Annotated in this window: 15 protein-coding genes; 1 reads left to right on the forward strand and 14 read right to left on the reverse strand. The window is 48.9% G+C overall.

Annotation, left to right across the window (positions count from 1 at the left end; all coding sequences use genetic code 11):
- Positions 1 to 68: 68 nt before the first annotated feature.
- Positions 69 to 1,751: a PucR family transcriptional regulator gene (locus CRG97_RS22810; protein WP_237566551.1), complete on the reverse strand. Its 1,683-nt coding sequence runs from the start codon at positions 1,749 to 1,751 to the stop codon at positions 69 to 71.
- 204 nt (positions 1,752 to 1,955) lie between these two features.
- On the opposite strand from CRG97_RS22810, the gene CRG97_RS22815 reads away from it, so the two are divergent.
- A complete protein-coding gene (locus tag CRG97_RS22815) occupies positions 1,956 to 2,822 on the forward strand; it encodes an alpha/beta hydrolase (protein ID WP_098747732.1) in 867 nt (288 codons plus the stop codon).
- A gap of 323 nt (positions 2,823 to 3,145) precedes the next feature.
- On the opposite strand, the gene eutH is transcribed toward CRG97_RS22815, so the two are convergent.
- The 13 genes from eutH to eutA all read right to left on the reverse strand — a co-directional run bounded on the left by eutH (position 3,146) and on the right by eutA (position 14,777).
- On the reverse strand, positions 3,146 to 4,252 hold the full coding sequence (gene eutH / locus CRG97_RS22820; RefSeq protein WP_098747735.1) for an ethanolamine utilization protein EutH: 1,107 nt from the start codon (positions 4,250 to 4,252) through the stop codon (positions 3,146 to 3,148).
- Between the two features lie 76 nt (positions 4,253 to 4,328).
- On the reverse strand, positions 4,329 to 4,874 hold the full coding sequence (locus CRG97_RS22825; protein WP_098747737.1) for a BMC domain-containing protein: 546 nt from the start codon (positions 4,872 to 4,874) through the stop codon (positions 4,329 to 4,331).
- Positions 4,867 to 5,142, reverse strand: a complete 276-nt coding sequence (locus CRG97_RS22830; protein ID WP_098747740.1) for a EutN/CcmL family microcompartment protein — start codon at positions 5,140 to 5,142, stop codon at positions 4,867 to 4,869. Before CRG97_RS22830 ends, CRG97_RS22825 begins: the two co-directional genes overlap by 8 nt.
- 16 nt (positions 5,143 to 5,158) lie before the next feature.
- Positions 5,159 to 5,854, reverse strand: a complete 696-nt coding sequence (locus CRG97_RS22835; RefSeq protein ID WP_098747743.1) for an ethanolamine utilization protein — start codon at positions 5,852 to 5,854, stop codon at positions 5,159 to 5,161.
- Positions 5,855 to 5,881: 27 nt separating this feature from the next.
- On the reverse strand, positions 5,882 to 6,508 hold the full coding sequence (gene eutD, locus CRG97_RS22840) for an ethanolamine utilization phosphate acetyltransferase EutD (protein WP_098747745.1): 627 nt from the start codon (positions 6,506 to 6,508) through the stop codon (positions 5,882 to 5,884).
- 13 nt (positions 6,509 to 6,521) lie between these two features.
- A complete protein-coding gene (locus CRG97_RS22845; RefSeq protein ID WP_098747748.1) occupies positions 6,522 to 7,352 on the reverse strand; it encodes a cobalamin adenosyltransferase in 831 nt (276 codons plus the stop codon).
- A 154-nt stretch (positions 7,353 to 7,506) separates the two neighbouring features.
- Complete coding sequence (locus tag CRG97_RS22850; RefSeq protein WP_098747751.1) at positions 7,507 to 7,794, reverse strand: BMC domain-containing protein; 288 nt, start codon at positions 7,792 to 7,794, stop codon at positions 7,507 to 7,509.
- 91 nt (positions 7,795 to 7,885) lie between these two features.
- Positions 7,886 to 9,355 carry an acetaldehyde dehydrogenase (acetylating) gene (locus tag CRG97_RS22855; protein WP_098747753.1) on the reverse strand — a complete coding sequence of 490 codons (1,470 nt, stop codon included), beginning with the start codon at positions 9,353 to 9,355 and terminating at the stop codon, positions 7,886 to 7,888.
- A gap of 105 nt (positions 9,356 to 9,460) precedes the next feature.
- On the reverse strand, positions 9,461 to 10,264 hold the full coding sequence (locus CRG97_RS22860) for a BMC domain-containing protein (RefSeq protein WP_098747756.1): 804 nt from the start codon (positions 10,262 to 10,264) through the stop codon (positions 9,461 to 9,463).
- An 11-nt stretch (positions 10,265 to 10,275) separates the two neighbouring features.
- Positions 10,276 to 10,929, reverse strand: a complete 654-nt coding sequence (gene eutL, locus CRG97_RS22865; protein ID WP_098747758.1) for an ethanolamine utilization microcompartment protein EutL — start codon at positions 10,927 to 10,929, stop codon at positions 10,276 to 10,278.
- Positions 10,930 to 10,947: 18 nt separating this feature from the next.
- Complete coding sequence (gene eutC, locus CRG97_RS22870) at positions 10,948 to 11,901, reverse strand: ethanolamine ammonia-lyase subunit EutC (protein ID WP_098747761.1); 954 nt, start codon at positions 11,899 to 11,901, stop codon at positions 10,948 to 10,950.
- A gap of 18 nt (positions 11,902 to 11,919) precedes the next feature.
- On the reverse strand, positions 11,920 to 13,284 hold the full coding sequence (locus CRG97_RS22875) for an ethanolamine ammonia-lyase subunit EutB (RefSeq protein WP_098747763.1): 1,365 nt from the start codon (positions 13,282 to 13,284) through the stop codon (positions 11,920 to 11,922).
- Between the two features lie 62 nt (positions 13,285 to 13,346).
- Positions 13,347 to 14,777, reverse strand: a complete 1,431-nt coding sequence (eutA, locus tag CRG97_RS22880; RefSeq protein ID WP_098747766.1) for an ethanolamine ammonia-lyase reactivating factor EutA — start codon at positions 14,775 to 14,777, stop codon at positions 13,347 to 13,349.
- Positions 14,778 to 14,791: the final 14 nt, after the last annotated feature.

Consider the following 14,791-nt stretch of genomic DNA (forward strand, 5'->3'; position numbering starts at 1 on the left):
GGTGGATAAAAGATTCACAGCTTCTTTATCCACCTTGGCTAAAAACAGGGTCAATTTAATTAAAATTTTTAGTGTTCTTCTTCGTTATTGATTAAATTCAAAATTTTTAGACCCACCCGGGTTTCCAGCATCTCTTCAGAATTATCGAAATCCATGTCGCTAATTTCTTTAATTCGTTCCAGTCGGTACATGACTGTTTTGTAATGGACAAACAAATCCTGAGCTGCTTTCGCAGCATTTTGGTTATGCTGCAAAAAGACCTCAAGCGTATGCAGCAAATCTTTTTTGATGGCGCTTTTGCTTTGAACGAGCCTGTTTAAAGAAGCGGGAATAAACGAAGTCAGTACGGCAGGATCTGGATACTGACAGAGCAGGCGGAATAAACCGAGCTCGGCGAAGGCAGTAATCGATTCGCTGCCGTAGAGTGTACCACCGAGGTTCAGGGCTTCTTGCGCCTCTTGATGGCTTCTCGGAATATCCATGACAGTTGCCGCCACATTGCCGATGCCAACCTGTACTACAATATCTTTGGTTTTCGTGCGGATGTTGTCTTGAATCCCGCGGATTTTGTCTTTTACTGCTGGCAGCCAGATTTTCTCTTTCCCTTCCTGCGAATCAACAGGCAGCAGCAGAATGATGGTATCGCTTCGGCTACGCATGATAGCGTCTGCAAAATGATCGTCAATTGCTTCGTGTAAGGAGGTAAACGTTTTACTCTGCAGTCTGCGCAAGTTTTTAGGTTTAAACATTTCTTGTTGGTTGAACGAGATGAGCTCTTCTTTCACATGAAACAAAAGCACAGCATAGGATCGATCTAAATCCCAGCCGATCAGGTTAGCTCGTTGATACACCGTCTCCAACATCTGGCCTTTACCCGCAAGCAGATCATCAATAATGTCATTTTTATATTTCCGCTCGACTTCCGCTACGGCAAATTGCTTGACCAACTCCAGGGACAGAGCAGTAGCGGCATTCTCGATTGCAATGAAATCCAATTCTTCTAATTGTTTGTACATTTCAGTGATAACGAGATGCACCTTAATACGGTTTACTGTACGAATAGGCACGACGACATGGTAGACCGATTTCATCTCCGGTTCGGTAACTTGCGTAGTTATCCAATAATAAGGAAATTTGGTTTCGAATATTTTCTCACGTACAACAATGTGCTCCTGTTGGTGTGTGGGAAGCGTGTACAAGGAAGTATGCGTCATACAGGCAAAATTTCGGTCATAGATGGCAACAGGGTTCCCGATTAGTTGTTCCAATGTAGTGATAATCGGTTCCATACCGCTATCTGCTAAGGAGAGTGTGGTGAAGCGATCATGCACTTCTTTAAAATATTTGAGCTTCATTACCTGGTTATTAAACAGTTCTTCCATAACCGGATAGAGTACATCTACATAAGGGATGTCCTGTGGGATTTGGATAATAGGCAGCCCCGTCTGTTCGCCTATTTCTATGATTGCCTCAGGAATCTCCTTGACAAAACGGTGGTTTTTGATCATTATGGCGCTAACGCTTTTGTCAGCCAAGCGGTACATAAATTCGCGCTGCTGTGCTTCTGTATAATTGAGGATCGGGTATAAACTGGTCAGCAGCATCTCTCCGCCTTTCAGCCAATCTGCGATGTCGGGAGCTTCCATAATTGTGATGCCTTTTATTATATTCGTAAGCCCTTTGCTGCCCCCTAGCACTGTAGCATGTTGCAATCGAGCCATCTTCAATACATGTTCTACTCTGAATTCCATGTCTTTAACTCCTTATGATTGCAAGTCTGATGTCTTCTTAATTTTATTGCGTCGGAGTAAGGGTGGAGTATAGCTATTGTATCCGCTTTCACTCATGCCCGATGGGTTACCTTTGAAGTTAATGCACGCGGATCAGCTCCTTTATATCTATGTATAAAGGATAAACAATGTAGAAAATGAAGTCAAAATTAGGGGGGAATAACGATGAGAACGATTTGTTATAAAACAGTTGAAGGTGTTGAGCTGTTTGGAGACTTTTACAGCGCTTGTCAGACTAGCTCCTCCGTGATTGTCTATATTCATGGAGGCGGATTAATATGGGGTTCAAGAAAAGATATTTTGCAAGAACAGGTGAAACAGTATAATCAGGCTGGTCTGCACGTTCTATCCATTGACTATCGACTAGCCCCTGAAACGCGGCTCCCGGCTATTATTGAAGATATTCAGGATGCTCTTCGCTGGCTGCGAGAACAAGCATTCACCGAGCTTGGCTTTCAGCCGTCCGCTATAGCCGTCGTCGGCAGTTCGGCAGGTGGATACCTTGCTCTGCTTGCCGGATCCAGGGAGCCGGATTTGAAAGCGGTCGTGTCTTTTTATGGCTATGGAGATATTCAAGCCAACTGGTACTCGAGTCCCAGCTCGTTCTATCTGCAAAAACCTATTGTACCTAAAGAACTGGCTGATCAGTTGATCACGAACCGGACCCTTGCTGAAAGCTCCATTCAGCAAAGATTTGGTCTCTATTTATACTATCGTCAACAGGGAATCTGGACTCAGGAGGTTACGGGGTTGGATCTTGTTCAGGATAAGGAGAAGCTGGACTTGCTTTGTCCGGTACAAGTTGTGGACGATTCCTTTCCGCCTACTATGCTGCTGCATGGTGAGGATGATCAAGATGTGCCTTGTGAACAATCTATCGGTATGGCGCGGCGGTTGCACAGCGCGGGAGTTGAGCATACGCTTTTTACCCTTCCTGGTGAGGATCACTTGTTTGACATGCAGATGGACAAAAAAAATGTTCGGCAGGCATTTGCACAGGTTCTGGAGTTTTTGCGGCGTCATTTCGTTTAATATAGTAGCTAAAATAAGAAATACGTCTATCGACGTACTTTCTATGAAGCAAGGGCATAAAAAGAGATCGCTCCTTGCTTAAATGGTCGAATCACAGCTGCCAGTTCTAGCAAAGAACGATTGTTTTTTTACTTTATCTGGTCAGATAGCTAAAGCATGTAAATATGCGGAGTAATCAGCCGGATCAGGCCAGCTAAGTGGTGCCGCAATGCGGAATGAGAGTCTGATATCATAAAAAACCCACCTTTTTTAAGATGGGCTCAAACGAGAGGATTAGATAGAAACCTGCATACGTAAAAATAATATTCTGAAAAAAACCGCTATTATGACTCCTGAAGTTCTTCCTTCGGTTCCGGAGCCATCTTTTTAGCCAAAAACAGGGCTACAACAACCGCCGTAATTCCGCCGACAAGCTTCCCGACAATCATTGGGAAAATCATTTCCTTCGCGACCCCGGCCGTAAAACCAAGATGATCGCCGAATACAAATGCGGCCGACACGGCAAATGCGACGTTGATGACCTTGCCCCGCGCATCCATGTCTTTCATCATGCCAAACATGGGTATGACGTTAGCAAGCGTCGCAACCAGCCCGGCTGCCGCAATCTCATTCATGCCGAGCAACTTGCCCAGCTTCATAAGCTGTTTATTAAATACTTTCGTAATTACAAATACCATCGCAAAAGCGCCGGCGAGTACAATAGCAATATCGCCAACGATCTTGATTCCGTCTTCAACCGGAGCAAGCCCTGGAATGATGGTAATCCCCGTCAACTGCTGCGTGATGCCAGCTGCGAGTCCCAAAGTCGCAACGACGACGATGAATTGCCCAAAAACCGTGAACCCTTTGATCATACCCTGCGGAAATTTCCACAATCCCAGCACGATAAGTACAGCAAACAAAATAATTGGAACCAGGTTGGACAAAATCATTGTGATCGAGTAACCGGCAACCAATCCGCCAATCAAGCAACCGAGCGGTATAGTTACGATACCGGCCAGCACGCCGGTAGCCAAAAATTTCTGGTCTTCTTTTTTAATAATGCCAAGCGCAACCGGAATGATGAATACAATCGTAGGGCCAAGCATAGCCCCCAGAATCGTTCCTGCGAATAATCCCGCTTCCGGACTCTGCGCGAGTTCCTGTGCCAGCGAGAAGCCGCCCATGTCGTTCGCCAGCAATGTAGTCGCAAACATGGCGGGGTCTGCTCCCAATGCGCTGTATACCGGAACGACGATCGGACTTAGCACTTTGGCCAGGACCGGAGACAGGCAGATGATCCCCACCATGGCGAGCGTAAGCGAACCCATGGCCATAATCCCTTCATCGAATTGATGTCCCAACCCGAACTTGTACCCAATGCACTTATCGATGGCACCGAGAATCATGAAAATAACCATGCCGTATATGATAATTTCATTAATCTCCACGTACATGCTCCCCCATTCTATCGCAATATGATCCAAAGCAAATGGTTTTCATTGACCATGATGCCCTGAAAACTCCCTACCGGAAGTGTTGTATGATTTCTTCGGACGGGGAACGAAGCACCGTATAATGAATGATCCGCTTTGGATCCATGGAGGATACAAACACGTTCATCCCCTGCTCGACATCGCTGACACTTCCCGTGAACACGGCGAGGAATTTGCCCCCAATCGCCATGCCAAGATTCATTTTTTTCACATGAATGTCGCATTGCTTCAAAGCTTCATTTAATGAAAAAATGCCGGAAGACACCGTAGCCGTCTCCACAATTCCAAGCGCATCCACTGGCTGGGAAGAAGAATGGCGTTTCAATCCATCGATGATATCGGGATGTACGCCATACAGTTCAAAGTCGCTGATCCGGAATTCGCCGGCTTCCGCCCTGGCTGTCTCCATCGCTGCCTGTACGTCTGCAGTATCCCCGCTCATGACGATCAAAAACTTGCCCGGACAGATCGGCTTCATATGATGCACTTCAACAGGCGAAGTCTTCAGCATTTGGTCCGCTGTTTCGTAACCTTTACTAATGCTGCGCATCTCAACAACACCTATTGCACTAATCATGTGTCACCTCGATCGAATCGACGATCCCTACGATGACCGCATCAACGGGTACGTCTGCATTGGCAAACGATGTTCGGGCCGCACTTCCGGTCGTTACCAACACCGTATCCCCTATGCCCGCCCCGGCATTATCCGCAGCGACAAAATATTCACGTGTGACGGGTTCTTTGGCATATGATAACGGTTTGACCACGAGGAAGGCCATCCCGTTCAGCTTATTATCCTTGCGGGTAGCCCACAGGCATCCCATAACTTGTCCCATGATCATAAGTTCACCTCGCCCGTTATCTTCTACGTATCTGCATCTGCTGTATGCGTAAGTAATCCTGAGCAAGCGGCGTAATGATACTATGCCGGTCTATCACGATCTCTGTCCGGTTCTGCAGACGGTACTTTTTCACTTCCGCTTCGGTAATGACTTTGCGGCTCAATACTTCCGCATCATGCGGTGCATAAACGGATTCGGTATGAGGCTCAACCTGAGTCATATCCTTAAGCCGCCCTTCCTCCATACAAGCCGCAAGCAATTCCGTTTCTTTGACCATCCGGATTCCGTAATCGCTCAGCTTGTCTGTAAATTCATCGTACATTTTGTACAGCAAAACTGGGGCCGTTGACTTGTATTTGTGGTAAAGCAATCCTTCCTCGAACGCAATCACCTTTCGTCCCTTCAGCAGCATCGTGAGCACGAACCGTTCACGCGGGCCTGCGCTTATGCCGTTCGCAAGGTGGGATAACAGCTGAATACAAATTGTAGGAATAATCAGCACATCACAATCTCTGAGCGCCTCATCGTAATAACGCACCTCATAATATGGCTTCAGCTTATTTTCCAGTTCCGGCAGCGGTTCCACAGTCAGGAGAACCGCTTGCTTTTTGGATACATCCGGCTTCTCCGTCTGTGCCAGTTCCAGCCGTTTCATCACCTCAGCCGTTACGGTTTCGATAATCGCAGCCCGATCCAGAGCTTCTATGTTCATTTTTTCACGCTCCTAAACCTGGATGCCCTACTTCAAAATTTTCCCCTTCGTACCTTTCGTAAAACCGCATGCATTTGCTTCGTCGTAGTCAATATGCATGTAGGTCTCAAAGTTCGGGCTCACTCGAACCAGTACATCGTCAAAAATAAGCGGACGTTTGCCATACACTTTTACCTGTACGATTTCGCCGTTTTTTACGTTGTATTTCTCCGCATCCTCCGCTTTCACGTGGATATGGCGTTGTGCTGCGATCAATCCTCGATCGAGCCGAATCATATTGCTGCCCGAAGCAATGACGATTCCCGGAGTTCCTTCCAACTTACCGCTTTCTTTTACAGGAGCGGATATTCCGAGCACGACCGAATCAGTGAGCGATACCTCTACTTGCGATTCTTTACGTTCCGGACCAAGCACGACGACATTATGCAAAGAGCCCTTGGGCCCGATCAGCGTCACGCGTTCTTTGCAAGCATATTGCCCCGGCTGGGAAAGATCCTTGGCTTTCGTCAGCTGATATCCCTTGCCGAACAAGGCATCGATCGTTTCCCGATTCAAATGCACATGCTTGCCGGATGCTTCGATTTCGAAACAGGTTTCATCCTGCACCCGCTTAACCACTTCATTAATGATGCTCTCTACCAGTTGGTTATCCACCTTAGTCACCTCATCAGTTGTACTCTCCAACACGGATGCGGAACATGATAATCCAGAACAAGGAAGACAGCCTGTTCAGTGATCGAATGATATCTTCACGCTCTACATCTCCATGTTCCTTCTTGAAGGCTTGATAAGCCAGCAGTTCCGTCTCCCTCGTCAATGTGCGTAACGCATTTATGACAACAACCGCTTCGCCCATATCATAGCTGGGTTGAAAATGTTCCAGTCCAAAGTATTTCTTGGGAAAATGGGATTGCTCCCTGAGTTCCTTGGGGTTCAGCCCAAGCAAATGGAATTCTTCAATGCTTTCGCTAAGCACTTCGCACCGTACGATCCGCCTAACGAATTGCAAAGTCTCTTCCAAATCGTTGACCAGCTTGGTCATATTCAGCTTGAAGCAGCTGATTTGCGCTTCCAATATTTTTGTTTCCAATGAGTCCAGCTTGCCGCGGAATAATATCCGTGGATGATCTTTAAAAACGAGCATATTTCCATACAAATGGGTCATATGCTCAGGCTTCGTTTCCAAAAATCCGCCGAACAGCGTCCGAAATCGCTTTTTCCCGCCGGTTGCTGGTTCAACATCCAGGTTGGTCGTCACTTGAAGCTTAACTTCCTTTTGCAGCGTCGATTCTTGCACTGGTGCCGGTACCGGTTCCTTTACCGTATCCTTATCCGTCTCAGAAGCTGTCACATACCGCAGTTCAATCTGATGATCGGTCAAAAAGCTTTTGGCTGATGGCGTCAGTATCGTTCCCGCAGCCGTCTCATAAACGGCAACATCCTTCAAATTTCGATTTCGAAAATACTTGCGCAGCTCGCTTTCCGTAATCACAGCCATGTTTTCACATCCTTCTAAGGCGAATGCGTGTTCATATTTCCTTACGCGATCGTCCGAACCGTTACAAGTCAGGGTAGGTCGCCATAGTAAGAAGCGGAATGCGGGCACTCACCCGCATTCTGCTGTCTTTCTCATCTGGCTTGTCAGTGTAGTTTTATTCTGCTTTTGTTTTAGGCAGGATTGCGTCCACTTCGGCATGTGGTCTTGGAATAACGTGTACCGAAAGCAATTCGCCAACACGTTCTGCCGCAGCTGCGCCTGCGTCGGTAGCTGCCTTAACAGCACCCACATCACCGCGAACCATAACCGTTACGAGACCTGCTCCGATTTGTTCTTTACCGATCAGTGTAACATTCGCTGCTTTCACCATTGCGTCTGCTGCCTCGATTGCTCCTACCAAACCTTTAGTTTCTACCATTCCCAATGCGTTTGCGTTTGCCATGATAAAATTCCTCCTAATAATTTGTATTTATAATGAATTTTAGGGTTACCTATAATAGATTGCTCGTCTTGCCGATGAAATCTACGAAAACTTACATTTTTTCAAGAATACGAGCCACAATCATGTCGATAAGTTGTTCTTTGTCTTCCGGAAGGTTGCATGCGGCTTTCGGCTGCGATTCTTCCTTCCGATCCGCCAAATCTTCCATTTCCATTAGTCCATAGGCGATTCTGCGAATGTTAAGCAGATTAAGCGGACTGATGTTGTCGGATGTGGAGCTTCCGCCAACCGCTCCGCAACCAAGCGTAAGCGCTGGTGCAAGTGCTGTCGTTGCGCCGATGCCGCCAAGCGTACCCGGCGTATTGACTAACAAACGGGATACCGGTTTTTTCAAAGCGAACTGGCGTACAATCTCTTCATTTTCGGAGTGAATGCACATCGTATGGCCTGCGCCTTCTCCATTCAGAATTTCGATGCAGCGTTCGCATGCAGCTTCCCAGCTATCCTCTGTGTAGAAAGCCAGAATTGGAGCCAATTTCTCTCGTGAATATGGAACATTGCGTCCCACGCGGGTTTCTTCGGCGATCAGCACGCGAGCTCTAGCAGGAATATTCAGATTCGCCAGTTTTGCGATATGATCTACGCTGCGTCCAACGATTTGCGGGTTCATGGTGCCATTGGCCCGCATAATGAATTTGCCAAGCTGATCGGCTTCCTCTGCGGAAAGGAAATAAGCTCCTTGCTTTTTGAATTCAGCCACAACCGCTTCCTTGCTGCATGCTTCGACGACGACGGATTGCTCCGAAGCGCAAATCGTGCCGTTATCGAAAGTTTTGGAGTCCATGATGCGTTTGACTGCAATCGGAATATTTGCGCTCTTCTCGATAAAGGCAGGGCCGTTGCCTGGACCAACACCGATTGCCGGCGTACCGGATGAATATGCGGATTTGACCATCGCCGTTCCGCCTGTTGCTAGAATCAAGGCGACATCGTTATGCTTCATCAATTGATCTGTTCCTTGAATTGTCGGAACTGTCATGACGCCAATGGCACCTTCCGGGCATCCTGCTTGCACAGCTGCCTCGTTAATGACCTTCACCGTTTCCAGAATACTCTTAAGCGCATTCGGGTGCGGGGAGAACACGATACTGTTTCCTGCTTTAAGCGCAATGAGCGTTTTGTAGATAACCGTCGAAGTCGGGTTGGTGGATGGAATTAGACCGGCAATGACACCGACTGGGACAGCTACCTCCATCAACTTATTCTCTTTGTCATCTTTCAAGATGCCAACGGTTTTCATGTCCTTGATGGACTCGTAGACTTGCTGCGAAGCAAAGGCATTCTTGATGACCTTGTCCTGCCAGCGGCCGAAGCCAGTTTCCTCATTGGCCATCTTCGCCAGCTTCTCGCGATGGTTGTATCCGGCATCGGCAACCGCTTTGACGATCGCGTCGATTTGCTCTTGCGTCATGGCGGCGAGCTTAACTTGCGCTTCCTTGGCTTTGTTGATCAGATCACGGACTTCTTGAATGGATCTCAGGTCTTTATCCAATGTTTCCATCAATATTCCTTCTCTCTACTGCGTTTTTACATCGATAGATGTGTATTTGTTTTCTTTAGTAAAAGCGGTCGGTCTTCTTTGCATTTTCATCGATAGATGTTTCTCTTATGAGCTTGTTTTTTTTGACTTCTTGCCGGACTTGGCTGCCGATTTTTGCTTCGGTTGCACACGGGGTTTACCGTCATTGTGCTTTCTCTTTGGCGCATCGGCCTGCTTCTTATCCGGTGTTGCTGCCTGATCATCGGCATCCTTCTGCTCAGGGACAAGCTTTACTGCGGCTTTTGCATCTTCTGTTTCCTTGACGTCGGGTGTGGATTTCTCCTCCGCTTGAGTTTGAATTTTCTTCATCGGTGAAGGTTTCCGCTCCGGCTGGGACCCAGCAGCATTCGCTTCATTTGTCTTTAGTGCCTGCGGCCAAGCCGTATCTGCCGCTTTGAGGTCTTCTGAACTTGCCCCTTCTTCCGCCAAATCTTTAGAAGCGGCAGTTTCTTTGATGGCAAGGTGTACGGCCTCATCAGCAGCGTCGTTTGGTGCAGCGATTTGTTCAGCACCGTCTTCAGCTGCTTCTGCAGTTTGTTTCCGATCCTGCTCATCCATGGTTGCGACTGCCTGAAGCGGACTTTCGCCAGCATCGTCCTGTTCTTCTACCAAAACTGCCGTTTCTTCATGCATTCTGGCAATCACATGGCGGGTCAGCAGCACATTTAATTGCTTCGCCATCTCTGCTCCTGCGGAAGCGGCAGCTTGCACCGCTCCGACATCTCCATCCAGCTTGACGGTCACCAATCCACCCCCGATGATCTCCATGCCGATGCAGGAAACGCTTGCCGCCTTTAATGCGGCATCCGCTGCGGCGACTGCGCCTAGATACCCTCTGACTTCAACTAGCCCTAACGCGCTATATCTCATGGTCCGCCACCTTAATAACTCGTTGGGTTATCCGCAACGAATCGGACAGCGTCCGCGAAAGCGTCGCATGCTGCCTTGCAGGCCGATTGACTGCCTGTCAGCAGTGCGCCAGCGAAGTTGGTTTCGGACGGTGGGCCAAAGAAGGTTGCAATCGTAACATCGGCGGCTTTGAGTGCTGCATCGAGCGCATACATCGCTTCCAGCGGCGGAGCGATTAAATACGCGAGCGCCTCACCTTCTTGGATCCCCGCAGTCTCGGATAAATAGGAGCCTGTTCGGGATACGCAATGGGCGAAATAGGTGATGCTGTCATCCTCATTGGCGCTAACAAAATGAGCGCCGCTTTCGAGGAAATCAACGACGGCGTTCATGCCGCTGCGTACTTCCTCGGGATTTGGCCCAGCCAGAATCCCAATGACTTCACCTGCCAGCTTCGTTGAAGCATTAGCCGATCCGGCATACATGCTTCTTGCATACACAACATCCACAGCGGCTGCTTTCGTTGCTTCATCCAATGCTGCGTAAGTTACGTCATCAATGTCAGCAGTAATGATACCCAAACTTTTATGGTGCGGCTTCAGCTCCAGCTTGTTTGCCATATCCAGGCTTACGTTGGAAATGAGCTTCATGCCGAGCACTTGTGCATGAATCGGTTCGTTTCTCATACGTGCCTCCAGCCTTTCCTATAGTTTTAAATCAATACCTGATGCTTTGCGATCAATCATTGTCTTGATCAATTCGGCAATATGCGCCCCTGCTTCTACGGCAGGGGTACCGCCGGAATGAATGTTGGAAATAACGGTACGTCTTGCTTCAGGCATGCCCACCGTTGGTTTATAAGCAATGTAGGCACTCATGGATTCTGCCGTTACAAGCCCCGGACGTTCGCCGACCAGCAGGCAAACCACATCTGCTTCCGTTACATCGCCAATGACGTCCATGGAAGGAACACGGCAATGCTTGACGAACAGGATATTGCCTGCATCGATGCCATACATCTTAAGACCTTGCGTAACGGATGGAATGATATCCCGCAAGTTGGCTTCGATCGCTGCCGAACTTAAGCCGTCTCCAACCATGATTTGCACTTTGGCCTGCTTGGTCGTGTGCTGCTTGATGTACTCGATGGTCTCATCCGAGAATTGACGTCCCAAGTCCGGACGCGTAATATATTCATCCTTGTCCTGGCACTTGGTCGCGATCGGCACAAGGTGCATCTCCTTAACGAAATCTTCGGATACATAGGAGAACACGGCGTCTTGAGCAGCGGCATGGTCAGCGCGGAAACGCAGCGATGTAATCGTCTTGTACCGCGGACCTGCGCGCCAAACGCCAAGACGGGCCGGTGTCTTTGCTTTCATTCTCATGTATCCTTCGCGATCCGCCGGATCAGGCACGAGTAGCAGCTTGCGAAGGTTAATTTCCGTGATATCATCCAAGCATTCACCGTCGTCCTCTTGTACTTCCTCAGGTACCGTTTTCTGTACAAGTCCACCTTCGTGCGGCTCCGCGTTATGCGCAATCGGTGCTGCAACTGTCGCTGTTTCAACAGGCTTAGCTGCTTCTTGCTCTGCCTTGTTTCCTACCATCTCGTTCAAAATCGATTCAATCATCGATTTCAGATCTTTTTCGTTCATGTGAGCTTCCTCCTTTCCTTACTTGAGAAATACTGACGCATCCCCGGCTTTTTTGGTCAGTTTGCCGTTTTCGATAAAGCCCATTTTCTCCATCCACTGCTCGAACTCCCGAATTGGACGCAAACCGAGCAATTCACGCAGTGTTGCCGTTTCATGATATCCGGTCGTCTGGTAGTTGAGCATGACATCGTCGCCATGCGGGATACCCATGAAGAAGTTGCAGCCTGCTGTAGACAGGAGAACCGCCAGGTTTTCCAAGTCGTTCTGATCCGCCTTCATATGGTTCGTATAACAAGCGTCGCATCCCATCGAGATGCCTGACAGCTTGCCCATGAAGTGATCTTCCAGGCCGGCACGGATAACCTGCTTCGCGTCGTACAAATACTCGGGTCCGATGAATCCGACGACAGTGTTGACAAGGAAGGGGTTATACCGCTTCGCGAAACCGTAGCAGCGTGCTTCCATCGTCACCTGGTCGATGCCGTGATGAGCTTCGGAAGACAGTTCGGAGCCTTGCCCCGTCTCGAAATACATGACGTTTGGCCCAACAACCTGGCCTTGATGCAGCACAAGCTGCTGCGCTTCCTCAATCGTGGCCGCATTGAAACCGAACGCCTCATTCCCTTTCTGCGAACCTGCGATCGATTGGAAAATAAGTCCTGTAGGCGCGCCGCGCTTAACAGCTTCCATCTGGGTCGTAACGTGAGCGAGCACGCAGGTTTGCGTAGGAATTTCCCACTTCTGCCGGAACTCCTCGAACCGTTTCAGGACACGCGTCACGCTTTCTACGGAGTCGTCGACTGGATTGAGGCCAAGCACCGCATCCCCGATCCCGAAAGTCAGGCCTTCCATCAGGGAAGCCATGATACCGTCGGGATCATCTGTCGGGTGATTCGGCTGCAGCCGTGCCGACAACGTGCCCGGACGCCCGATCGTCGTGTTGGCATGCGCCGTTACCCGGATTTTCTTGGCCCCGTAAATCAGGTCAAGGTTCGTCATGATTTTCGCAACCGCAGCGATCATTTCCGCTGTCAGTCCACGGGAGATGCGCTTGATGTCGCCTTCCGTTGTGTTCTCATTCAAAATCCACTCCCGCAGCTCTTCTACGGTCCAGTTTTGAATTTCACTGTAAATACGCTCATTTACCGCATCCTGAATGATACGTGTTACTTCGTCCTCTTCGTAAGGAACCGCCGGATTATTGCGCAGGTCCGACAATTTGATCTGGGAAAGAACGACCTTGGCAGCTACGCGTTCTTCTGCCGAAGTGGCTCCCAATCCGGCCAGCGTATCCCCCGACTTTTCTTCATTGGCTTTTGCCATGACTTCCATGAGCGTATTGAATTGATAGACTCGCCCAAACAATTTCGTTTTTAAAATCACGAAAGCTCCTCCTTCCACTTGCAGCTCGAATAGATGAAACTCGAATCGTTAATGTGCGACTCTTAGTGAAAAACAAGCGTTTTAATAACGACGGGCAGCACCTTGCCACCCGCAATCGGCTTGCCGATGTCGATATAGTCGCCATTGTCTACCTGTACGCTGTCGATGCAGATGACATCTTTCTTGTAATTCAGCAACGCGTACAATGTTTGCCCCATCACCTTCGCCAGATCGTGATGAACAATCACGATGAGCGGATACTCCCGCTCCAGCAGTTCAGACATCCCTTTGTACAAACCTTGGGCATATTTCTGAACCTCCTGAAAGCTTGCATTTTTCTTTCCTTCAATCGCAATGGCCACCCGCTGCAAATCATTGTTCAGTTTGAACCAATCCAACTTATCGGTGATGGCCTTTGCCAACTGCTCACTGCTTCCGGACTCGTCGACCACAGAAAGCTTCAAGATCGGTAAATTCTTGATCGGGAAACTTTCGTCCGTATAGGTAATCGTGCTCCCACTGATCTCCGTCGTATGGGATCCTGCTCCGACAACGGTAGCCCGGATGGTCTCGGCTGAACGGGCGACGGTCAGCTGCTGCGTTAGCGGAGAAGAGGCGATTGCTCTTCCAAGCAATATACCGATGTCTCCGAACTCGAATACGTCTCCTGTGGATTCATGATAAATGTAGTCTGCAACCCCTCCTGAGAAGGAAATACATGGTATCGCCCGATCCAGCTTCAGCCCTTTGTTGGTGACGATGGTGTTATAGAAGTCTCCCGGTGGTCTAAGGCCGACGCTTTCTTCAAGCAGCTTGACCATTTCCCCGATAATCGGCTGAAGATCATCTGGAGTGACCCGCTGGCCTATAGCAAGACGGAATCCCCTTCGCTCGGCAAGCTGCTTGATTTTAGGCGCGATATACGTGATTTCATGCGAACTTTGATCAACCTTGATCAGGCGCCCCCCAATATCGAGGCAGCCCGTATCCAACAGTTCGCCATCGGCGAATAATGCCAAATTGCTTGTACCGCCGCCAATGTCGATGTTGGCGATGCAGGTGGAATGCTCTTTGGAATACGAATGTGCACCCGCGCCTTTGGCGGCAATAATACTCTCCAAATCCGGCCCTGCGGTTGCGACTACGAAATCGCCGGCAAAGCCGCTTAGCGAGAGCACGACTTCATTGGCATTCTCTTTGCGTGCCGTCTCACCCGTGATGATGACCGCTCCTGTCTGAATCTCGTCCTTACGGATGCCTGCCTTCTCGTATTGCTCCTGCACGAAGGACTGAATCTTCAACATATCGATCCGGTTATCTTCCAACATGGGCGTAAAACAAATGTCGCTTCGATAGACCACTTCTTTGTCCGTAATAACCAAGCGGGGCACCGAAAACGAAGAAGCCATGTTTTGAATATGGAGCTTAGACAGCACCAACTGGGTCGTAGAAGTTCCCATATCGATGCCAACGCTGAGCAATTGTTCTTCCACTTTGTTCACCCCCT

The sequence above is a fragment of the Paenibacillus sp. EZ-K15 genome (assembly GCF_002573715.1).
In the GTDB taxonomy this organism is placed as follows: Bacteria; Bacillota; Bacilli; order Paenibacillales; family Paenibacillaceae; genus Paenibacillus_AQ.